The following is a 19588-nucleotide window of genomic DNA, read 5'->3' as shown; positions in this document are numbered from 1 at the left end:
CGGCTCAGCTGTCGCGGAGGACGTCGAGGGCGGCGCCGAGTCCGGCGGGGTCGATCTTCACCCCAGCCAGCTGGAGTCCCATCTGGACGCCGGCGAGGGTGCCGGCGAGGGTGAGATCATTGAGATCGCCGAGGTGGCCGATCCGGAAGACCTTTCCCTGCAGCTTGGACAGGCCCGCGCCCAGCGACATATCGAAACGGTCGAGGATGATCGCGCGCAGTTCGTCGGCGTCGTATCCGTCGGGCATGAGGACGGCCGTGAGGACGGGGGAGTACTCGGACTCGTTCGTGCACAGCACTTCGAGCCCCCAGGTCTCGACTGCGGCTCGGGTCGCCCGCCCGAAGCGTTCGTGTCTGTCGAAGACGTTGTGCAGCCCCTCCTCGTTGAGCAGTCGCAGAGACTCCTTGAGTCCGTAGAGGAGGTTCGTGCTCGGGGTGTACGGGGTCATCCCGTTTCTGCCGGCGGCGAGCATCTCCGACCAGTTCCACACGGACTTCGGCATCGTCGATGCTTCGTGAGCGGTGAGGGCTTTGTCGCTGACGGCGTTGAAGGACAGTCCCGGTGGGAGCATGAGGCCCTTCTGCGAACCGGAGACCGTGACGTCGACGCGCCACTCGTCGTGACGGTAGTCGACCGAGCCGAGTGAGGAGATCGTGTCGACGAGGAGCAGCGCCGGGTGGTCGACGTCATCGATGGCCTTCCGGATCTCGGGGATCCGACTGGTGACACCGGTCGAGGTCTCGTTGTGAACGACGCAGACGGCTTTGAACCGATGGTCGCGGTCGGCGGCGAGGGCTTCGCCGATCTTCTGCGGATCCGCGCCGGTGCGCCAGTCGCCGGAGATGACGGTCGGTTCGAGTCCCCACTTCTCGGCCATCGACTTCCACAGGGACGAGAAGTGTCCGGTCTCGTAGCAGAGGATCTCGTCGCCCGGGCTCAGCGTGTTGACGAGAGCTGCTTCCCAGGCTCCGGTTCCGGTCGCCGGATAGATGACGACCTGGTTGGTGGTTCCGAAGACCTCGGCTATGCCGGCGAGGACATGGTTGAAGAGATCTTTGAATGCCGGTCCGCGATGGTCGATCGTGGGCATGGAAATCGCGTGGAGAACGCTGTCGGGGACGTTGCTCGGTCCCGGGATCTGAAGAAAATGCCGTCCGCTGCTGCTCATTGAAGAATCCTCTCTGATTCCACGATGCGGTACATCGATTTCATTTTTACGCTACCACAGGGAATTCGCTTGGAGAATGGTCTTTCCAGATATCGGAATGGAGATTATTCGGCGGTCGGCGACTTGACCGAGAGAGGTCCGGTTCGCGTTTTCGCCTCGCGGTATTCCACTATTCTGACATGGTTGACCTGGGAAGATCTAGATATCAGTGGTCGACTTCTTCGATGCGAGCGCGATTCTCGGTATGCATATTCCTATTCTTCGGGAAAGTGGGGACGGGGTCTTGACGGTCATTTATCTCTCGGGGCAGACTTTCATTAAAGTGCGGCTGGATTTCCACATTGTGGAATGTCGGAGGCGGCAATGAGGTCGATTCCGACTGATCAACACATCGCATAGGAGCGAATTGTGTCATTGGAAATAGCTTCGATACTCGTCCTTGTGGCTTTGTTCGTCATCGCCACCTTCGCTTCGGTCCATATGGGTGCGCTCGCTCTTATGGCGACCTTCCTGTTCGGCACCTTCGTGCTGGGGGAGGACGTTGACACCCTGCTGTCGGGATTCCCCGCCGATCTCTTCCTCATCCTCGTCGGAGTCACCTATCTCTTCGCCTTGGCGAAGGACAACGGGACGGTCGATTGGATCGTCCACATACTCGTCAAGGCCGTCGGTGGGCGAATTGCGCTCATTCCGTGGGTGTTCTTCGTCGTCACAGCGCTGCTTTCGGGCTTCGGCTCGGTCGTGCCGGCCGCCATTGCGATCATCGCTCCGATGGGCATGGGCTTCTCGCGGCGGTACGGTATCCGACCACTTCTCATGGGCCTGATGGTCATCAACGGTGCGACCGCAGGCGGTTTCTCTCCGCTGAGCATCTTCGGCACGATCACCAATCAGGTGGTTGAGCGCAATGATCTGCCGGGAAGCCCGGTTCTGCTCTTCCTCGCATCCTTCGTCTTCAACGTCATTCTCGGCTTCATCTGCTTCTTCCTCTTCGGCGGACGCGAGCTGCTGGGCAAGCGAGACCGCGGGCACGGCCTCGAGGACAAAGGCGGTGCGGGGGTCGAAGGCGGTGCGGCAGCTGATTCAGGCGCGGCATCGAGTGACGAACTGTCGGGCGGATCCGGCCAGCCGCGGGAGGGCGGCGACAGTCCCCGAGGCGGGTCGCCTGCTCCCTATCACGATCCCGAACGACGGGCTGCCCGCCGGTCGGTGCAGACGACGATGGTCAAGGACAGCGACGACGACATCACCGTGACCAGCCTTGACAGGAACAGAATTGTCACCCTCATCGGACTCGTCGTCCTGGCGGTCATGGTCGTCCCGCCGCTCAATCAGGACGTCGGGTTCACCGCGATCAGCATCGCCGTGATCATCTCGTTCTTCTCGCCCCGGATCAGCAAGGGCGCGGTCAGCAAAATCGCCTGGCCCACCGTCCTGCTCATCTGCGGCATCGTCACCTACGTCGAGCTCATGGAGCGTCTGGGCACGATCGACTGGCTCGGCGATCAGGTCGCCGGAATGGGTGCGCCTCTCTTCGCCGCGCTCATCATCTGCTTCATCGGAGCAGTGGTTTCGGCGTTCGCGTCGACGACGGGCATCCTCGGTGCCCTCATCCCGTTGGCGGTGCCTTTCCTGCTCACCGGCAGTGTCGGGGAGATCGGTCTGATCATCGCTCTGGCGATCTCGTCCTCGGTTGTCGATTCGTCACCGTTCTCGACCTCGGGTGCGCTCGTCGTCGCCAACTCTCCGGAGGATCAGCGGGACAAGGTGTTCAAGCAGCTGATGGTGTGGGGCTTCTCGATGGTCGTCATCGCTCCTATCGTCACTTGGCTGATCTTCGTCGTCCCCGGCTGGGGCTGACGGGCCGTGCGCCGCGGTCAGCGGCCGAAGAGGCGGGCGAGGAATCCGGGTTTGGCCGCTCGGGCCGCGTCCTCTTCGGCCGGGGTGTGCTTGCCGTTGCACCACTGGCCGGCCGGAACCGTACTCTTCACCGACTGGACATGCTGTCCGCATCCTGCCCACGTGGTCTTTCCGCATACTCGGCACGTCGCTGCTCGACACATGTCTGTCTCCTTCTTCGGCCATTGCTGGACTATTCATCGTTGCTTCCGAATACCCACGGGGGTATAGACCAAATATACCCGCAGGGGTATGCTGGATGTCAAAATTCAGGATGTGAAAGGACAACGATGAGCGAACGCGACGCGGCCCGGGTTGAGCCGAAAGGCGCTGATGCTGACCCGGGAGAGCGCATGCTCGCTGACCCTGACGCGCAGAAGAAGATCCTCAATCGGCTGCGCCGGGCGCAGGGGCAGCTCGGTGCGGTGATCACCGCGGTGGAGGACGGGAGCCACTGCCGCGACGTCATCCATCAGCTCTCGGCGGTGTCGAAGGCCCTCGACCGGGCGGGATTCCTCATCATTTCGACGGCTCTGCGGGAGTGCCTCGAAGATGACGAGGACGAAGTGCGCACCGAAGAGCTCGAGAAGCTCTTCCTCTCGATGGCCTGAAAGGGTCGGGTCGATCCGGCCGGATATCCCCGAATGAGGGTCAATGTCTGCGGTGTCGGGCTTCGGAGAGCTCCACGTAGGTGAGGTGTTGGTCAGCCGTTAAGCAGACGATCTTCCCCTTGTGGTTCTTGGTCTTTCGCAGAATTCCCTGCCGTCTCCATTGCACGGTGCTATAATAGTGTGTATGGGGCGGTTCCATTCGGACAATCCGGGCGAACTCATTCGCGAGGCGCGTCTCGATCTGGGAGTCACTCAGACCGAGTTGGCGCGGCGCGCGGGTTTGAGCCAGTCGAGCCTGGCGCAGATGGAGTCGGGCAATCGGAATGTCTCCTCTGACATGCTCGAACGTGTATTGAAAGCGGCGGACTATCGGCCGAATCTCGCGCTCGCTCGCTCGTTCCATTTGGTCAGGAGGGCCGCGGCGAATCGCGGGCTCCGAAATGTCAGGGTATTCGGCTCGGTCGCACGTGGTGAGGACGGGTTTGGCAGCGATATCGACCTTCTCGTCACGCCGGACGAAGGGGTAACGATGTTCGATATCGCCAACTTCAGCGATGACGTCCGTCGGATCACTGGCTTTCCGGCCGACGTCATCGTCGACACTGGAACCTTCCCGCCACACTGGACCGCGTTGGAAGAAGCGGTGCTCGTCTGATGAACTTCGAGCTCACGGACAATCCGTATCCCCTCCGGCCTCGACGGGTGAAGCGTTCTCGGGGGCATTATGAGGAGAACATTCGGCGTGAACTGTCGCAGATTCTCCTTCGCGCCCGGTCGGTCGCGTCGAGATCACGTGCCGAGTTCGCTGACGGCACGGATGCCTACGACGTTGCGAGCATGCTGATCATTCGTCTGGCCTCGCTCACCGAACGACCTGAGTTCGGGCCGTGGGCGGCAATGCTGACCGATGACGAGATCAACGCGATCCGAACGATGAGGAATATCGTCGCTCACGCCGGTTATGCGTCGATGAACGATGACATTTTCTGGGAAACAGTGACAAGGAATGTACCGGAACTTGTCGAGAGGCTGCTCAACTACGGAGAGTGAAACATCAGCGCTCTCGGGCACCCGTTCGACTGCGCGTCAACCAAACGAGTTGCGCCAAAACTGCCCGATGATGCACGGTGAAACGTCAACGTCTCCGGTGGCGGGATTCGACCAGCTCCACGTAGTCGAGATGCCGGTCGGCCGAATAGCAGACGATCTTTCCCTTGTGGTTCTTGGTCTTCCGCAGAATTCCTGCATCGGCGAGTTCGACGAGGGCTCGATGAGCCGCCGCTCGAGTCACCCCATGTTCAGCAGACACCGAGTCGATAGTCACGACCGGTTCTTGGGCAAGCCGCTCGAGGATTTTAAGTATGACGGAGCCGGACCTCGGCTGTGTCGGCGACTTTCCGATCGAGCGGCGATACTCGACGAGGTCGGACCGAATCGTCTGGTCCAACGCGTTGATTTCTTCTCCGAGGAGGACGGCGGATGACGCGGCTTGCTCGACCGCCTCGGCGAATGAGATCGTCCACCCATTGATGTCAGAGGGGTCGCGGCGGAACGCGGTCAGCCCCCCGATGTAAGCTTTCGTGTTCGCGGCGAAGACTGTGCTGATGGGGACCAGCACTGTTCGTAACACTCCTGCTCGCTTGAGGACCGTGTGCACGAGGGCCCTGCCTGTCCGACCGTTGCCGTCTGTGAACGGGTGGATCGTCTCGAACTGGGCGTGGGCGATGGCGGCCCGAATGACCGGGTTCCCATCAGTGCGAGAGACGAACTCGGCGAGATTCGCGACCAGACGGGGCACCTCGGCTGGCGGGGGAGGGACGAATTCGGCACGCAGCGGGCTGTTTCCCGGACCTCCGACCCAGTTCTGTTCCGTTCTCAGCCCGATCTCGAGCCGAGGCTCGATGGAATGTTGCAGATCCTCGATGTCGGATACGGTGAGCGGCCTGTCGGGGTCCGAAATCTCATCGACGGACTTCTCCGTGGCGCGAACATTGGCGATGACATCCAGGGCAACACGGTTACCATGCCTGAGGTGTTCCGCAATTGCCAGCTTCTTCGGGCTGAGCCGATTGCCCTCGATCCACGACGAGGAGATGCTCTCCGAACGGATGAGCAGATGGTTGAGGTAGAGGCTCTCGGAGGCGCGCACTCGTTCGTCCAGTCTGGCAAGAGTGACCGCGGCATCTGAGGCGACCGCTGTCGCTTCCTCGCCGAGGCGGGGGAGGTTGAGCGGAAGTTCGTCCGGAACGAAAGCCGAGTACGTCCCTGATGCTCGATCTTTCCTGCTCAGCCCTGCTGGATTGGGCGGGGTCCAGTGCTGTTCGACGGTGTAGGGCATTGCATCGACCGCCTCTCCTGAGTACGTCTGAGGTCAAGCGTAGAATATTTACTTTAAGGTATCTAAAGTAAATATTCTAGCGAGTTGTGTGAGGTTAGAGGCACCTTGGGACGTCAGCAACCATTGAGTGACCGTCAGTCGCTGAAGGCCTAGAGATGAGTCGGTGGCCATCCGCTTCGAGCGCACAGTCTGCTCATTTCGCTATTCCGAACCCCTCGGACTTGATAGCGCGTCGGCGTTTGTGGAACATGCGATCGAGGACAGGGACTTCACTGTCGTGAAAGTCGTGCACGGTGACCTCGTCGACGGTGAGATCACCACGCGTCACACGGCCAAGATTCTGTACGACTCGTCCCTTGAACGAAATCGGCATGGTCAGGAAGAGGGTGTCAAGGGCCGGGAGGTCGAAGCCTTCGCCGGCGACCTTGTCGATTGCCACCAAGACGAAGCTGTCACCGGAGCCAGCCGATTTTCTCAGTCTTTCGCGTTGGCGCTGGCGTTCGTCCGGCTTCAGCCGTCCGTGCAGCTGAAACACTGGAGGCTTGTCAGGAATCTTCTCTCTTATCCCTTCCGCGAGGGTGCGGAGGTGATCGATCCTGTTCGTCAGAACCAGTACATGGCGCCCCTTCTCTGCTGCCGCAACTATCTCCGGAATGATCAGTGAGTTGCGGCTTTCGTCACTCGCGAGCTCTGCGTAGAGATCAGGCATTGAGGGACCACCTGCGCCGGGCTCGTCTGTCGTGAAATCGGTCCTGTGAACGTGGAATGTACGCTTCGGTGCTGTCGATTTCTGATTGCCTTCCGCTTTCGCGGGTGGTTCGTCGACTGATTCTGGCTTCGCCATGTCGTATCGAATCGGTCCGCACTGCATCGGGATCAGTCCATTGAGCTGATCTGCTCTGTAAGGGGTTGCAGTCAGCCCCAACCACCTCGGAGCATCCACTTGGTTGAGTGCTGCTTCTGCGGCAGGTGCGGCCACGCCATGGCATTCGTCGATGATGATCTGACCGTATCGGTTGAGCAGAGTGGGGTCGGCGTTCCTGTGCGAGATTGAGCGCATCATGATGAGGTCGACGATGCCCGTCGTCTTGCGCTTGCCGCCACCGAGCTGGCCGATCTCTTTGTCGTCGAGTGAGAGGAACTGTCCCAGCCGTTCTCGCCACTGGAGCAGAAGCTCGCGATTCGGGACGATGACGGCCGTGGCAACGCGGCGTTCTGCGATCAGAGCGCATGCCATTACTGTCTTTCCTGATCCCGGCGGCGCGACGAGCACTCCCAGGTCGTGGCTGACCACCTCTGAAACCGCTGTCTGCTGATCGGGTCGAAGTTTGCCGGTGAACGGGACGTCGATTGATTCTCTCTTGCGCCGAGATGATCTCCTCCTGACCGTGTAGCCAGCTGACTCCAGACGGGAGCGAACATCGTCGAAGAGTCCGCGCGGCATTCTCAGCTCTGTGTCGTCCTCATCGAATCGGACGACTACTCGAGGCTCACCAAAAGTACTCATTCGCATTGCCTGTTTGCGGTAGAACTCTGGGTTGGCCAGCGAGGACAGGTGTTTGAGATCCGACAGAAGTACGCTGGGCATTCCCCCGGTGGGGACGTGAAGCTGAGTATCCCGGCGGAGAGTGATTTCGGTGCCGCTGAGCTGTGACCGCAGGGCACGAATCTCCTCTCGACGAGGCTTCGACCGCCACCTGGAGTTCAGTGCGCGAGCCTCAGCCACCTGAGCATCGTCGGGCCCGAGCCGGTCCGCGACTGAATCCTCGGCGATCTTTTCGACCTCTGGAACGGAAACGAGTCGAGTCGTACTCAGGGCAGCGAACTGATCGTCGAATGGTTCCCAATTATGCGGATTGGCGAAGACAGTTGTTCCTTTGCTCCGCATGTCGCCTTGCAGCGGCAGCGCTATGAGATTGCCGAACGACCCGCGTCCAGTCGAATTGATCGGCAGTTTGTCTTGAGAGGGAAACAGTCGATCGTAGCTGGAGAATGCGATCGATCGGTCCTTGTCCATCGCGCGACGCAATAGGGTCATTCCAGCTCGGCGCGCAGTCGCGGCCGGCACCGCTGATTCGAAGAACAGCCAAACGTGAGCTCCATTGCCGGAGCTGGAGATCTCGCCCAGCACGTCGATGCCCGCAGCGGCGCATTCGTCTGCGAAAGCCGCTGCAGCTGAGCGCCAGTCTTCGTCGTCGAAGTCGCAGGCGAGCAAGTGGCAAGTGTCGTCTTTCCGCAAGGGGTACAAGCCGATGTGGAGAGGCTTGCGAGTGTCATCTGGCCTCGCATTGCGTACCCCAGAGAGGTGCCGCGCCACGAGCGACTTGGTCAGAGGCTCATAGTCCTCAGCCCGAACCTTCTTGGCATCGTAGAATCCAGATCGCGTGGCAGGACTCCAGCCTCGTCTACCTGTCTTGGCGCTCTCCCAGCGGCGGGCATATACGTCAGTGCGTCCGCAGAAGCGCGACATGAATAGCTCGAGCTTCGCGTCCAGCGACGATGAATGGCTGACCGGATCGTGTTCGACTTGTACCGGCTTGCCGTGAAGTTGTGGAGAATCTGACTTGGCCGGACTGACCTGCGGCTTCTTCCCAACGACGTCACGCCGCACTGAGGTAGCTCTGTCCTGCGACCCGTCGCTCAGCGCCGCAAGCTCTTTGCGAGCGTGAGTCAGTTCTGCTTCCAAATACTCGATGCGATGGATCAGCTGCATTCGACCGTCATCGTCTGTGGTGGGCCCGCCCATGGATATCAGTGTAGAAGCTGCGCACAAGAGCGCATAGATGAGTCAGGGTATGACGCCGGGACCGACAGCAATGGGTGGCCGTTGAGTTCGTGCCGATACCGGGGCGCGCCTCCAGCCCCTCGAGCAGCCCTTGATGTCCGAGGCAGTCACGATCTGGCTGAAGGCGCGGCTGTTTGTGTCACTACTGCCGAGATGCCATTGCATTTCGTCGCCAGAAGGACCCCGCAGCCCACCTAACGCGACTGGGGTGCGCTTCCGTGGTTGCGAATCTGACATTTCGGGAATCTGCTTCTTGCGTTCCTGGTGCGGCAAGCCGTACGTAAGTCTCTTTGTTAGAGACTATTTCTTGAAATCTGACTAGTTGGATAGTCTGAGGTTCTTGACGCAGGAGGAATTGGCTATGGCCCGACGCAGAGGTTTTGTTGCTGAGGTTCAGCGACAGATGCGCATTCAAGCACAGCAAGAGAATCAGCGGCAGCGCGCACGGGAACGTGAACGCGCTGCTGCGAATAGACGAATAGAACAGGCGCAGCGAGAACAAGAGCGCGCCAGGGTTGCAGCGGCAAAGGCTACCGCAGCTGAAAAGAAGCGACTGGAGCGCGAAGCAGCGGCGGCTTATGTAGCATCACGTCAAGCTGAGGTAGAAAAGATCAATGACGAACTGCTCGCTACATACGAGGAACTCGACGGGCTCCTGGCTGCAACATTGCCGGTCGATGATTACATCGATCTTGAAGTCTTCCGGGTAAGAGTAGAGCATCCTCCGTTTGAGCGAGAGGATCTGCGCAAGCCGCTGGAACGGCCTGCACCAATTCCAGATCCCGCGTGGCCGGTGAGGGCTGCAGTACCGAAGCCCAAAGGATTGTTTGGTCGCAAGAAGAAGCTTGCCAAAGCTCAAATGGATGTGGAAATACAGTATTCGGCCGATTTTGATCGGTGGCAGCGCGAAGTTGCGAATTTGCCGGCGCGCAGGGAAGCGCAAGAGCGAGAGTACGCGGAAGCTGAGGCAACAAGAGTTGCACGGCTGGAAACTGCTTTGCAGCTGTATAGGCAGGAGTGTGAGGGCCGGCAAGACGAAGTCGACAAACTCAACGCTGAGCTGGATGAGTTTATTTCAGAACTCAGCTACGGCGTGCCCGAACGAGTTGAAGAGTACATTTCGCTCGTGCTGACAAACTCGTCTTATCCGGAAGGGTTCAACGTCGAACATTCGTCCAAGTTTGACCCAAGTACTGCTGAGCTGACCATGCAGGTGCTTGTTCCTGGACCGTCAGAGATTCAAAATGTCAAGAACTACCGATATGTGAAAACCTCGGATGAGATCACTTCGACATCTCTGTCGCAGAAGGCCATCAAAGATCGGTACGCAAGCGTTGTCCATTCGGTGGCATTGCGTACCTTGCATGAAGTGTTCGAAGGTGACCGGCGAGAGCTGATCCAAGCCATTTCTCTTGTGGTGGCAACCGACACACTGAACCCCGCGACTGGGCGAAACGAGTTCGTGCCGCTGGTCGCGGTCGCAGCTGGGCGTAAGGCCTTCAACTCTCTGGAACTGTCGGCGGTTGTACCTGCGGCGACCCTGGAATACCTTGGCGCTTCGGTTTCTAAGAATCCGACGGGCCTAGTTCCAGTCGATCTCGAAGGTATAAGAGCAGCCAAATGACAGAAGACGGTGGATTGATCTTTAATCCCCCTCCGGGCTGGCCTAAGCCGCCAAAAGGTTGGCGCCCACCTGCTTCGTGGGCTCCGGATCCCGCGTGGCCACCGCCTCCTCCAGACTGGCAACTGTGGATTACCGAAGACCAGAAAGTCTTGAGTGAGTCTGACCCCAATGGGGCGGGAACAGCTAGGGGCTTTCGAAATACTGAGAAGATAGGACCACCTGAGGCGGAAGCGGTGACTGAACATCTTCCGCCGCGCCCTAGCAATCCACCTGTCTCGATGCCAGACCTGCAGGCAAAATTGGAAGCTCTTGAGATCGAGAACACGAATCTTAAGAATCAATTGAGTTCGCCGTCGTCTGAACTAGTTGAACTGAATGATCAAGAGGTGCTTCAGGATGTTGGCATCTATCGATACCATCACCCACTTGAATCAGCGGCCGCCTACAAGGACAGGCTTCAAGAAATTGAGAGCCAGGTTGCTGACCTGATCAAGAACAAAGAAGCGATAGTTCGTTCCGAGCTGTTTACCTTCAACAACTCTTTGGCTCAGGGGAGAAAGCTCTCTAGCGATCTGGGACGGCTCATGCTGCGAGCCTACAACGCCGAAGCTGACAACGTGATTCGATCGTTGAGAGCGGGAAATCTTCGAACGGCGTTGCGGAGGCTGGAAGCGACGCGAAACGCCATCGCAAAACTAGGCGCTTTGATGGAGATGCAGATCGGGGACCAGTACCACGACCTTCGAGTGCAAGAGGTTGAACTGACGGCTGACTGGTTGATGAAAAAGCAGGAAGAGCGCGAAGCGGCTCGGGAGGAACGACAGCGACTGCGCGAAGAGCGGAAGGTTCAACAAGAACTCGAAGAAGAGCGCAAGCGTCTCGATAAGGAGAGAGCTCATCTGACGAATACTCTGCGTATTCTTCAGGAGCGGGGGCAGGCTGACGATGCCTTGGTTGAACGTCTGGCAGATATCGACGAAGCAATCGAGCACAATGATTTCCGGGCGGCGAATATCAGAGCCGGGTATATCTATGTGATCTCGAATGAGGGCGCGTTCGGTCGAGGAGTAGTGAAGATTGGTCTGACGCGGAGGCTTGAGCCGTCTGAACGAATTTCTGAATTGAGCGGCGCTTCTGTTCCGTTCCGCTTTGATACACACACCCTGTTCTTCTCGGAAGACGCGGTCACCCTTGAAAATGAACTTCATAGACATTTTGCCGATCGTGCTTTAAATCAGGCGAACCTCAGGAAGGAGTTCTTCTTTGCGACTCCTGCAGAAGTGCGACAGGTTCTGATGGAACGAGTCGGGAATATCCTGGAATTCACCGACACGGCGGAGGCCGCAGAATTTCGGCAGTCTTGGTCCAAATGGCCAGCACGTCCGCGCGAGCTGAGGGAATAGGCACTCACTCTACCCCTCGAGCAGCCCCTTGATATCGGCGGCCGTCACGGTCTGGCTGAATGCCTGACCGCCGGGGCCGCGGCCCTCGTACGTGCCGGCATCGGACATGAGGTCGTCGAAGAGCTCGGCCTTGCGCTTCTGCAGGGCGAGCACCTTCTGCTCGATCGTGCCCTCGGCGACGTAGCGGTAGACCATGATGTTCTTCGTCTGCCCGATCCGATGCGCCCGGTCGATTGCCTGATTCTCCGAAGCGGGGTTCCACCACGGGTCCATGAGGAAGACGTAGTCCGCCTCGGTGAGGTTGAGACCGAAACCACCGGCTTTTAGGCTGATGAGGAACACCGGCGCCTCACCGGAACGGAACGCATCGACCACGGCTCCACGGTTCCGCGTCGACCCGTCGAGGAGGACATAGGGAATCCCGCGGGCCTCGAGTTTGGCGGCGACATGGGCCAAGAACGAGGTGAACTGGCTGAACACGATCGACCGGTGCCCCTCGGCGATGACATCGTCGAGCCGCTCCATGAGGGCGGTCAACTTCGACGACGGCACCTCGGCATGCTCGGCGTCGACGATGGAGGGATCGAGTGCGAGCATGCGCAGCAGCGTCAGGGACCGGAAGACGATGAACCGCTGCTTGTCGTACTCGCTGTCGATGAAGCCGAGGATCTTCTTCCGCTCCTTCTGCAACACCCGATCGTAGAGCTTCCGATGCGCCGGATTCAGTTCGACCGTGATGACCTGTTCCTGCTTCTCCGGCAGGTCCGCGGCCACGAGATCCTTCGTCCGCCGCATCATGAACGGGCGGATCCGCCGCTGCAGTCGCTGCATCCGGCCCGGGTTCTCACCCGATTCGATCGGGCGGACATACTCGTCATCGAAGCGGTGCGCACTCGGGAACAGACCCGGCGCGGTGATCGAGAACAGCGACCACACGTCCGTCAGCGAATTCTCCAAAGGCGTGCCCGTCAGCGCCAGACGGAACGAAGCACGCACTTCCTTCGCAGCCAAATGGGTCTGCGCCGACGAATTCTTCACGAACTGCGCCTCATCGAGGACGAGCCCCGCCCACTCCATCCGCGAGATCGGGCCCTCCTCGAGACGAAGCATCGCATACGACATGACGATGACATCGGCACCGTCGGCCACCTCGGCGAGGTCGATCCCACGCGCCCGCGTCGACTCTGCGACCACACGAACATCGAGGTCAGGGGTGAACGCGGTCGCTTCCTTCACCCAATTCGGGACCACCGACGTCGGCGCCACGACGAGGAACGGGTTGTCCGCCTGCGCATGCTTGATGAGCGCGAGCGTCTGCAGGGTCTTGCCCAAGCCCATGTCATCGGCGAGGATCCCGCCGAGGCGACACCGGTAGAGCAGCGCCAGCCAGCGGAAGCCTTGGACCTGGTACGGCCGCAGCTTGGCGCCGTTCAGGTCGGGCACCTCGGTGGCGGGCAGGTGCTCGAGGTCGGCCAGCGCGCGAGCGGACTCCCGCCAGGTCACGGCGGGTTCCGCCTCGTCGGCGAGGTCCTCGAAATCCGACCACAGGCCCACGTGCATACGGGAGATCTTCGGCGCTGCGGGTTCCCATTCGGGGATGAGGTCCGCCTCGGCGAGCAGGGCTTTGAGCCGGTCGAAGATCGGTTTGTTCAGCGACAGGAACGAATCGTCGGCGAGCTTGATCTTCTTCGTCCCGCGCGCCAGCGCCTTGTACAGCTTGACGAAGGGGACCGGGTGGCCGTCGACGCTGATCTGGAAGCCGAGGTCGAACCAGTCGTTCTTCTCGGATTCGACCGCGGTGATCTTCACGTTCGGTTCCCCGCCGAGCTCCCGGTAGGGCTGCTTCTTCCCCCGCGTGATGACCTTGACGTGCTCGATCTCCTCGAGCCCGGGCAGGACGTTGACGACGAAATCCGCGGTGTCCGCGTCGTCGAGCTCGGTGTCCGTGATGGTCCGCAGCGCGGATCCCGTCTCATGCGTGTCGGCGAGGAGCTTCTTGACCTCGGCGACGACCGCGTCTTCGTGGTCGAGGTCGCGGGCCTGGGCAAGGTCCTTCGCCGAGGCGGCGCCGAGTCTGTCTCGGTCGATGACCGGGTAGGACCGGCGGGGTCCCGAGTATTCCCAGTACCAGCGCAAGCTGAGTTTGTCGCCGGCGCCGAAGGTGGCGAACGCGACGAGGTGGGGCGCTCGGTACTGCGGGAAGGTGACGGTGTCGTCGCTGCTGATGACCTCGGCGCTGGTGCGCAGCTGCGGGTAGTACTCCTCGAAGAACTCCTCGGCCTCTGTCTCCGGGATGGTGATCGGGCCGGGGGAGCGGAGGACGGGTAGGGCTGATTCCTTCGTCGGGGTTGCGGCCGGGGCGAGGGTGACGGTGAACCCGGAGGTGACGTCGACGCCGAAGAAACCGTGCGTCCAGATCGGTTTGACGAGCCCGGGGGCGAATTCGCGTTCGTCGATGCCCGCGCGGGCTTGGACGCGCAGGCGGCCCTGTGTCCGGCGGATGTCGATGGCGGCCTTGGCGCTGTGCCCGATGCGGATGGCCATGTCGGGATTGATGCCGACGAATTCGATGCCGAGGTTCTTCCCTTGTGTGAAGTGCTCCCACAGCAGGGGAGTGTGGAAGTCGCCGAGGTGGTAAGGCGCACCATCGGGCGTGAAGTCGGTTTTGCCGCGGGTCCGCAGCCCTGCGAGCTGAGCGAACCACTCTTGGTGGGCGGGATCGATGTCGAACTGCCGGGCCATCCGGTCGACGGTGCGCCAGGTCAGGGACTTCTTCACCCAGTTGCCGGATTCGCTGAGCATGAGTGGTCGGATCGCCAGGCTCGGGTTGACCCCCGGTGTGACGGCGTCGTGTTCCAGCTGCACGGTGTGCTGGGCTTCGAACCAGCTGCGGGGGATGACCTCGACGAGCTCGAATCCCAGGGCCACGGGCGTGTATGAGTGCGAAGCCGCCTCGGCGAGTGGGGCGAGGGCCTCACGCCAATCGGCGGGAAGGGCGGCACGGTTGTCAGGCACCAGGCCATCTTCTCATCTGCCGGTGACACCAGTGGAGGGCGCTGTGTCAGGGGAGAGCGGTACAGTCGGCGCATGGATGAGAACAGCGAGGTTCACACACAATTCTTCGACGCCTATGCCCGTGCGCTGCTCGATCGGGACGCCGCGGCGATCACCGATCACTATGCGGTGCCGGCGCTCATTGAGTTCCCTGGACAGCGGATGCTCGTCACCGACGCGGAACAGACGAAGAGCTTCTTCGAAAGTGCCTTCGAGCAGTACGAAAAGGTCACGGACGTCGACGTCGTCGTCACCGTAGCCGCGTCGACCGGGCACAGCATCTGGGCCGATGTCACCTGGAAGTATCAGGGAGGAGCGCCCGATGAGAGGAACATGTATCAGTTGGTGCGTACTGATGCGGGTTGGAAGAACGCCGTGCTGACACCTTTGGAGCTCGGGTGACGGGGCAATCGGGCGAGAGGGACTCGCAGGTGACGGGCGAGGCGGGCACGTCCGGTCACCCTGAGCTGCTGCACACCGTCATCGACACCACCGAGCCGAGGAAACTGGCCGAGTTCTACCGGCGCCTGCTCGGCTACGTCTATCGCCCGGGTGACGAGCCGTCGACAGGCAAGGTCGACGAAAAGGACTGGCTGGTGCTCACCGACTCGCTGGGCCACCGGAAGCTGGCGTTTCAGAAAGTCGAGCACCTCGAACCGACGACCTGGCCGACGACAGACGTGCCGATGCAGATGCATCTCGATCTCACCGTGCCGAACAGGACCATGCTGGAACGACAGCGGCAGCGAGCCGAAGACCTGGGTGCCGAACTGCTCGTCGACCGCACCGACGACGAGGATGAGCCAATCTACGTCTTCGCCGATCCCTCCGGCCACCCCTTCTGCATCTTCGTCGCATGAGCGAGAACAGCGACAATGATGACGATCGGTGGCTGATCGTCAAAGGGCGCCGTTGGCGACGAACCGACCCAGCACTGGAACCGAGCGTCATCGAGGAACTCAAGAGCCACCTCGGCGCCGCGAGGAACGCCGTCAAGCAAGCGAAGAAGCGGGACGATGAGAACGATCTCTCGGAGGCGAGGCAGCGGGTGAATGTCGCGAAGCACGGTCTCGGCGAACGCGGCGAATATTGGTGGGAGATGATGGTCGAAGACCGCCGCCGGCGCGCGGAGGCGGCCCTGAACGAACTGCGGTGAGCTCGTTCAGGGCCGCCTTGCCAGGTGCGGGCAGTCCGTCCGAAGGAGCTGCCGCGGGGCGTCAGACCCCGGACACCGCTGCTGCCAAGTTGCCGAGGGACGACTCGAGGTCCTCTTCGCTGACGGCAGGGAAGCTGATCTGCTTGAGCACGTCCTTGTCAGTGACCGCGCTCCAGTCATAGGTCACGGAGACTTCGGTCAAGTCATGCCCCTGGGAAGTGAGCTCCCAGACCCACTCCCAGCCCGGGGGCTCTTCACCGGCCGGAGCCGTCTTCCAGGCGAGAAGCTTGTTCTCCTGATAGCCGTTGACGTAGTTGTCGGTCTTGTAGTCGCCGCCCATCTTGTCCCAGTTCATGTTCATCGTGAACACTTGGCCGGTCTCGGTGATGCGATCGGTCTTGTCATCCGACTGGACCATCCCCGAGCCGTCGATCTCCGCATGACGCTCGGGATTGGAGAGGACGTGGAAGATGTCCTCCGCAGGGGCATCGATCGTCCGTGAAGCGCTGATACTCGTGTCACTCATGCTTGTCACCTTTCGTCAGGTGGTACGTGTGCTCGAGTACGGGTCGGTCGACCCGTCCCTGTCCGACCACGCTATACCCTCATTCCGAATGAGGGGAGGGGGAGCGCAATCGGTCTCAGCGGACGCAGGATGCTCTTCCGGAAGCTCGTCGAGGGATGCAGAATAGCTCACATATCTCACATAGCCGACAGAGCTCACTTGCCATCCGTATGTCCGTCCACCGTCAACCCGAGAATCTGGAAGAGCGAAGCATGAATCGAGAAGTCGCCCAGGCCATCACCGACGCCGTCGACAACGCGTTCGACCGTCAGCTTGAGTTCACCGGTGCTCTGATCCGCTGTCCTTCCGTCCGTGGCAGTGAGGCGGCGATCCAGGTCCGCATGGAACAGGAATTCGCCGACAGAGGATTGGAGATCGACCGCTGGCGCATCGACGAAGAGGACATCGAGGATCATGTGGGCTTCGGACCGATGACCGTGCCCTATACCGAAGACTTCAACATCGTCGGCAGCTATCGGCCGGCAGTCTCACAGGGCCGATCCCTGATCCTGCAAGGTCATGTGGATGTCGTGCCGACCGGGCCCCTGGAGAATTGGACCACCCCGCCCTTCGAGCCTCGAGTCGAGGACGGTTGGCTTTATGGACGTGGTGCCGGGGACATGAAAGCCGGGCTCGCTGCCAACCTCTTCGCCTTCGACGCGATCACCGCTGCCGGATTCTCTCCTGCAGCCCTTATCCACTTCCAGTCCGTGGTGGGGGAGGAAAGCACCGGCAACGGTGCGCTGTCAGCACTTCTGCGCGGGTACACCGGCGACGCCGTGCTCATTCCGGAACCAGAAGAGAACGCTCTGGTGCGAACCAACGTCGGAGTCATCTGGTTCACCGTTCGCGTCGAGGGGAAACCGAGTCATGTCCGGGAGATGAGCCAGGGCTTCAACGCCTTCGACGCGACCAATGAAGTGATCGCCGACCTGCGCACACTCGAGGCGGATTGGAATGCTCAGAAGGACCGGTACCCGGGCTTCGAGGATGTCGATCATCCCATCAACTTCAATGTCGGAGAGATCTCGGGTGGAGACTGGCCTTCCAGCGTCCCGTCATGGTGTGAGATCTCCGTGCGTGCCGCCATCTATCCGGGGATCGACCCGGAGCAGGCGTGGGAAGAGATCCAGGAGCACGTCCGGCACGCGAGCATTGCCCGGCGCGGTCAGGACAGTCGCCTGCCGCGCCTGGAGCGAACCGGCTTCTTCGCCGCAGGATATCGACTTGAGGAAGGCGGAGAAGCAGAGGCCGTCCTCGGCTCGGTCCACCGGGATGTGTTCGGTCAGCCCCTGCAGTCGTTCACCACGCCGGGTTACCTCGACGGTCGGGTCTACACGAACTACGGGTCGATGCCGACGCTGACCTACGGGCCACGATCTCTCGACATCCACGCCTTCGACGAGCGGGTCCACATCGAGTCCGTCCGCAACATCACGAAGACCATCGCGCTCTTCATCGCCGAGTGGTGCGGGTTGGAGCCACTGAAATAGAACCGCCGAGGGGACCAGCCGACCGTTCCAACCTGGTCATCCAACTGTGAGCGCGCGTAGAATGACGACCTACCTGACTGCGTCAGGGAGAACCCCCGGAGCCGTGGGAGCACCCAACGAGTCCGTCGAGTTCGACCGGATGAAAGACCGACTTCAATGGGGATGACGTCGAATGACTGCAGACGAAGCAGACAGCTTCCGATCAACGCATATCGACTCAGCGCAGCTGCGGCGAGTCTCGGCGGGGTCCCTCATCGGCACCGCCATCGAGTGGTACGACTATTTCATCTACGGCCTCATCGCCGCTCTGGCCTTCAACGAGCTCTTCTTTCCCACGTTCGACCCCGCCGTAGGCACTATCGTGGCGTTTCTGTCATTTGCCATCGGCTTCTTGGCCCGTCCCGTGGGGTCGATCGTCTTCGGTCATCTCGGCGACAAGATCGGGCGCCGGAACACACTCATCGCCACAGTCCTCGTCATGGGCATCAGCTCAGGCGCCATCGGTCTGCTGCCGACGTACAACACGATCGGGGTGTGGGCTCCCATAATGCTCGTTGTGCTGCGCATCATCGAGGGGATGTCCGTCGGCGGTGAGTGGGGCGGTGCCGTGCTGATGGTCGTCGAGCACGCCCCACCCGAGAAACGTGCGTTCTACGGCGCGATGCCACAGTACGGGTCACCGATCGGCAATCTGGGCTCGAGCGGAATCGTCGCTTTGGTGACGCTGCTTCCCCACGACCAATTCATCGCATGGGGCTGGCGCGTCCCGTTCCTCCTGTCCTTCCTCCTCATGGGCATTGCGCTCTACATCCGCTTCAAGGTCGACGAAACACCGGAATTCCGGAAGATCGTTCAGGAGGACCGAACGGTCAAGGTCCCCCTGTTCCATGTGCTCCGAACCAGCTGGCGTCGGGTGCTCATCGGCGTCTGTGCCAGCCTCGTCGGAAGCGCGCCCTTCTATCTGCTGACGACTTTCATCGTCAACTTCGGCACCGAAACACTCCATCTGGCCGCCGGCATACTGCTGACGGGAACGATGCTCGGCGCCGTCCTCGAAGGCATCGCCATCTTCTTCGGCGGTCAGCTCGGCGATCAGTTCACTCCTTGGAAAGCCGTAGGAATGACGGCGCTGCTCTCTGTGGTCCTTGCCTTCCCGCTGATGGCTCTGGTCGGCACGGCCTCACCGCCGCTGGTGATCATCGGAATCGGTGTCGGCATCGGATTGCTCGGCCTGCCATACGGGGCGCTGGGCTCGATGATGGCGGACATGTTCCCCGATCGGTCTCGCTACACCGCTGTTGCTGTCTCCTACAATGTCTCGGGAGCCATCGGCGGCTTCGCGCCTTCGGTCGCCTTGGCTTCGGTGACCGTGTTCGGCGGGACGATCTGGGCCACCGCAGTTCTGCTGGTACTGAGCATGCTCATCACCGCATTGGGCGGCATCCTCGCCGGTCGCGCTGCCCATAACGACTCGCTGACATCCTGAAGAGAC

The 19588-nt window shown here is 60.8% G+C and carries 17 protein-coding genes; 11 read left to right on the top strand and 6 right to left on the bottom strand.

What is annotated here, in order from left to right; translation table 11 throughout:
• Positions 1–4 precede the first annotated feature (4 nt).
• A complete protein-coding gene (locus FHG09_RS01375; protein WP_152345900.1) occupies positions 5–1168 on the bottom strand; it encodes a pyridoxal-phosphate-dependent aminotransferase family protein in 1164 nt (387 codons plus the stop codon).
• Positions 1169–1576: 408 nt separating this feature from the next.
• On the opposite strand from FHG09_RS01375, the gene FHG09_RS01370 reads away from it, so the two are divergent.
• Positions 1577–3028 (top strand): SLC13 family permease, encoded by a 1452-nt coding sequence (locus FHG09_RS01370; protein WP_152345899.1) that lies wholly within the window; start codon positions 1577–1579, stop codon positions 3026–3028.
• 17 nt (positions 3029–3045) lie between these two features.
• Here the strand turns inward: FHG09_RS01370 and FHG09_RS01365 are convergent, their stop codons facing one another.
• Positions 3046–3231 carry a hypothetical protein gene (locus FHG09_RS01365; RefSeq protein WP_152345898.1) on the bottom strand — a complete coding sequence of 62 codons (186 nt, stop codon included), beginning with the start codon at positions 3229–3231 and terminating at the stop codon, positions 3046–3048.
• Positions 3232–3420: 189 nt separating this feature from the next.
• Between FHG09_RS01365 and FHG09_RS01360 the strand changes: the two genes are divergently transcribed.
• The 3 genes from FHG09_RS01360 (at position 3421) to FHG09_RS19910 (ending at position 4728) form a co-directional block, all read left to right on the top strand.
• The gene (locus tag FHG09_RS01360) at positions 3421–3678 is read left to right on the top strand and encodes a metal-sensitive transcriptional regulator (RefSeq protein ID WP_152346253.1); all 258 of its coding nucleotides are present in this window, start codon (positions 3421–3423) and stop codon (positions 3676–3678) included.
• A 184-nt stretch (positions 3679–3862) separates the two neighbouring features.
• Positions 3863–4333 carry a helix-turn-helix domain-containing protein gene (locus tag FHG09_RS01355; protein ID WP_152345897.1) on the top strand — a complete coding sequence of 157 codons (471 nt, stop codon included), beginning with the start codon at positions 3863–3865 and terminating at the stop codon, positions 4331–4333.
• Positions 4333–4728, top strand: coding sequence for a HepT-like ribonuclease domain-containing protein (locus FHG09_RS19910; protein WP_227492485.1), 396 nt, complete (start codon positions 4333–4335; stop codon positions 4726–4728). The genes FHG09_RS01355 and FHG09_RS19910 overlap by 1 nt, the downstream gene beginning before the upstream one ends.
• Before the next feature lie 85 nt (positions 4729–4813).
• Here FHG09_RS19910 and FHG09_RS01345 read toward each other — a convergent pair whose 3' ends face one another.
• Positions 4814–6016 carry a Fic family protein gene (locus FHG09_RS01345; RefSeq protein ID WP_152345896.1) on the bottom strand — a complete coding sequence of 401 codons (1203 nt, stop codon included), beginning with the start codon at positions 6014–6016 and terminating at the stop codon, positions 4814–4816.
• Positions 6017–6209: 193 nt separating this feature from the next.
• On the bottom strand, positions 6210–8762 hold the full coding sequence (locus tag FHG09_RS01340; protein WP_152345895.1) for a DEAD/DEAH box helicase: 2553 nt from the start codon (positions 8760–8762) through the stop codon (positions 6210–6212).
• A 379-nt stretch (positions 8763–9141) separates the two neighbouring features.
• Between FHG09_RS01340 and FHG09_RS01335 the strand changes: the two genes are divergently transcribed.
• A complete protein-coding gene (locus tag FHG09_RS01335) occupies positions 9142–10425 on the top strand; it encodes a hypothetical protein (RefSeq protein WP_227492484.1) in 1284 nt (427 codons plus the stop codon).
• Positions 10426–10658: 233 nt separating this feature from the next.
• Positions 10659–11828, top strand: a complete 1170-nt coding sequence (locus FHG09_RS01330) for a DUF4041 domain-containing protein (protein ID WP_227492483.1) — start codon at positions 10659–10661, stop codon at positions 11826–11828.
• A gap of 9 nt (positions 11829–11837) precedes the next feature.
• Here the strand turns inward: FHG09_RS01330 and FHG09_RS01325 are convergent, their stop codons facing one another.
• Positions 11838–14843: a DEAD/DEAH box helicase gene (locus FHG09_RS01325; RefSeq protein ID WP_227492482.1), complete on the bottom strand. Its 3006-nt coding sequence runs from the start codon at positions 14841–14843 to the stop codon at positions 11838–11840.
• 72 nt (positions 14844–14915) lie between these two features.
• Between FHG09_RS01325 and FHG09_RS01320 the strand changes: the two genes are divergently transcribed.
• The 3 genes from FHG09_RS01320 to FHG09_RS01310 are packed head-to-tail and all read left to right on the top strand — an operon-like array spanning position 14916 to position 16038.
• A complete protein-coding gene (locus FHG09_RS01320; protein ID WP_152345892.1) occupies positions 14916–15284 on the top strand; it encodes a nuclear transport factor 2 family protein in 369 nt (122 codons plus the stop codon).
• Positions 15281–15742 (top strand): VOC family protein, encoded by a 462-nt coding sequence (locus tag FHG09_RS01315; protein WP_227492481.1) that lies wholly within the window; start codon positions 15281–15283, stop codon positions 15740–15742. The genes FHG09_RS01320 and FHG09_RS01315 overlap by 4 nt, the downstream gene beginning before the upstream one ends.
• Positions 15739–16038, top strand: coding sequence for a biopolymer transporter Tol (locus FHG09_RS01310; protein ID WP_152345891.1), 300 nt, complete (start codon positions 15739–15741; stop codon positions 16036–16038). The genes FHG09_RS01315 and FHG09_RS01310 overlap by 4 nt, the downstream gene beginning before the upstream one ends.
• Before the next feature lie 61 nt (positions 16039–16099).
• Here FHG09_RS01310 and FHG09_RS01305 read toward each other — a convergent pair whose 3' ends face one another.
• Positions 16100–16564, bottom strand: coding sequence for an SRPBCC family protein (locus FHG09_RS01305; protein WP_152345890.1), 465 nt, complete (start codon positions 16562–16564; stop codon positions 16100–16102).
• A 251-nt stretch (positions 16565–16815) separates the two neighbouring features.
• On the opposite strand from FHG09_RS01305, the gene FHG09_RS01300 reads away from it, so the two are divergent.
• Complete coding sequence (locus FHG09_RS01300; RefSeq protein WP_152345889.1) at positions 16816–18096, top strand: ArgE/DapE family deacylase; 1281 nt, start codon at positions 16816–16818, stop codon at positions 18094–18096.
• 172 nt (positions 18097–18268) lie between these two features.
• Positions 18269–19582 carry an MFS transporter gene (locus FHG09_RS01295; RefSeq protein WP_152345888.1) on the top strand — a complete coding sequence of 438 codons (1314 nt, stop codon included), beginning with the start codon at positions 18269–18271 and terminating at the stop codon, positions 19580–19582.
• The last annotated feature ends 6 nt before the right edge of the window (positions 19583–19588 follow it).

This window comes from Brevibacterium sp. CFH 10365 (genome assembly GCF_009299785.1).
Lineage (GTDB): Bacteria > Actinomycetota > Actinomycetes > Actinomycetales > Brevibacteriaceae > Brevibacterium > Brevibacterium limosum.
This window is presented reverse-complemented; position numbering and strand designations above follow the sequence as displayed.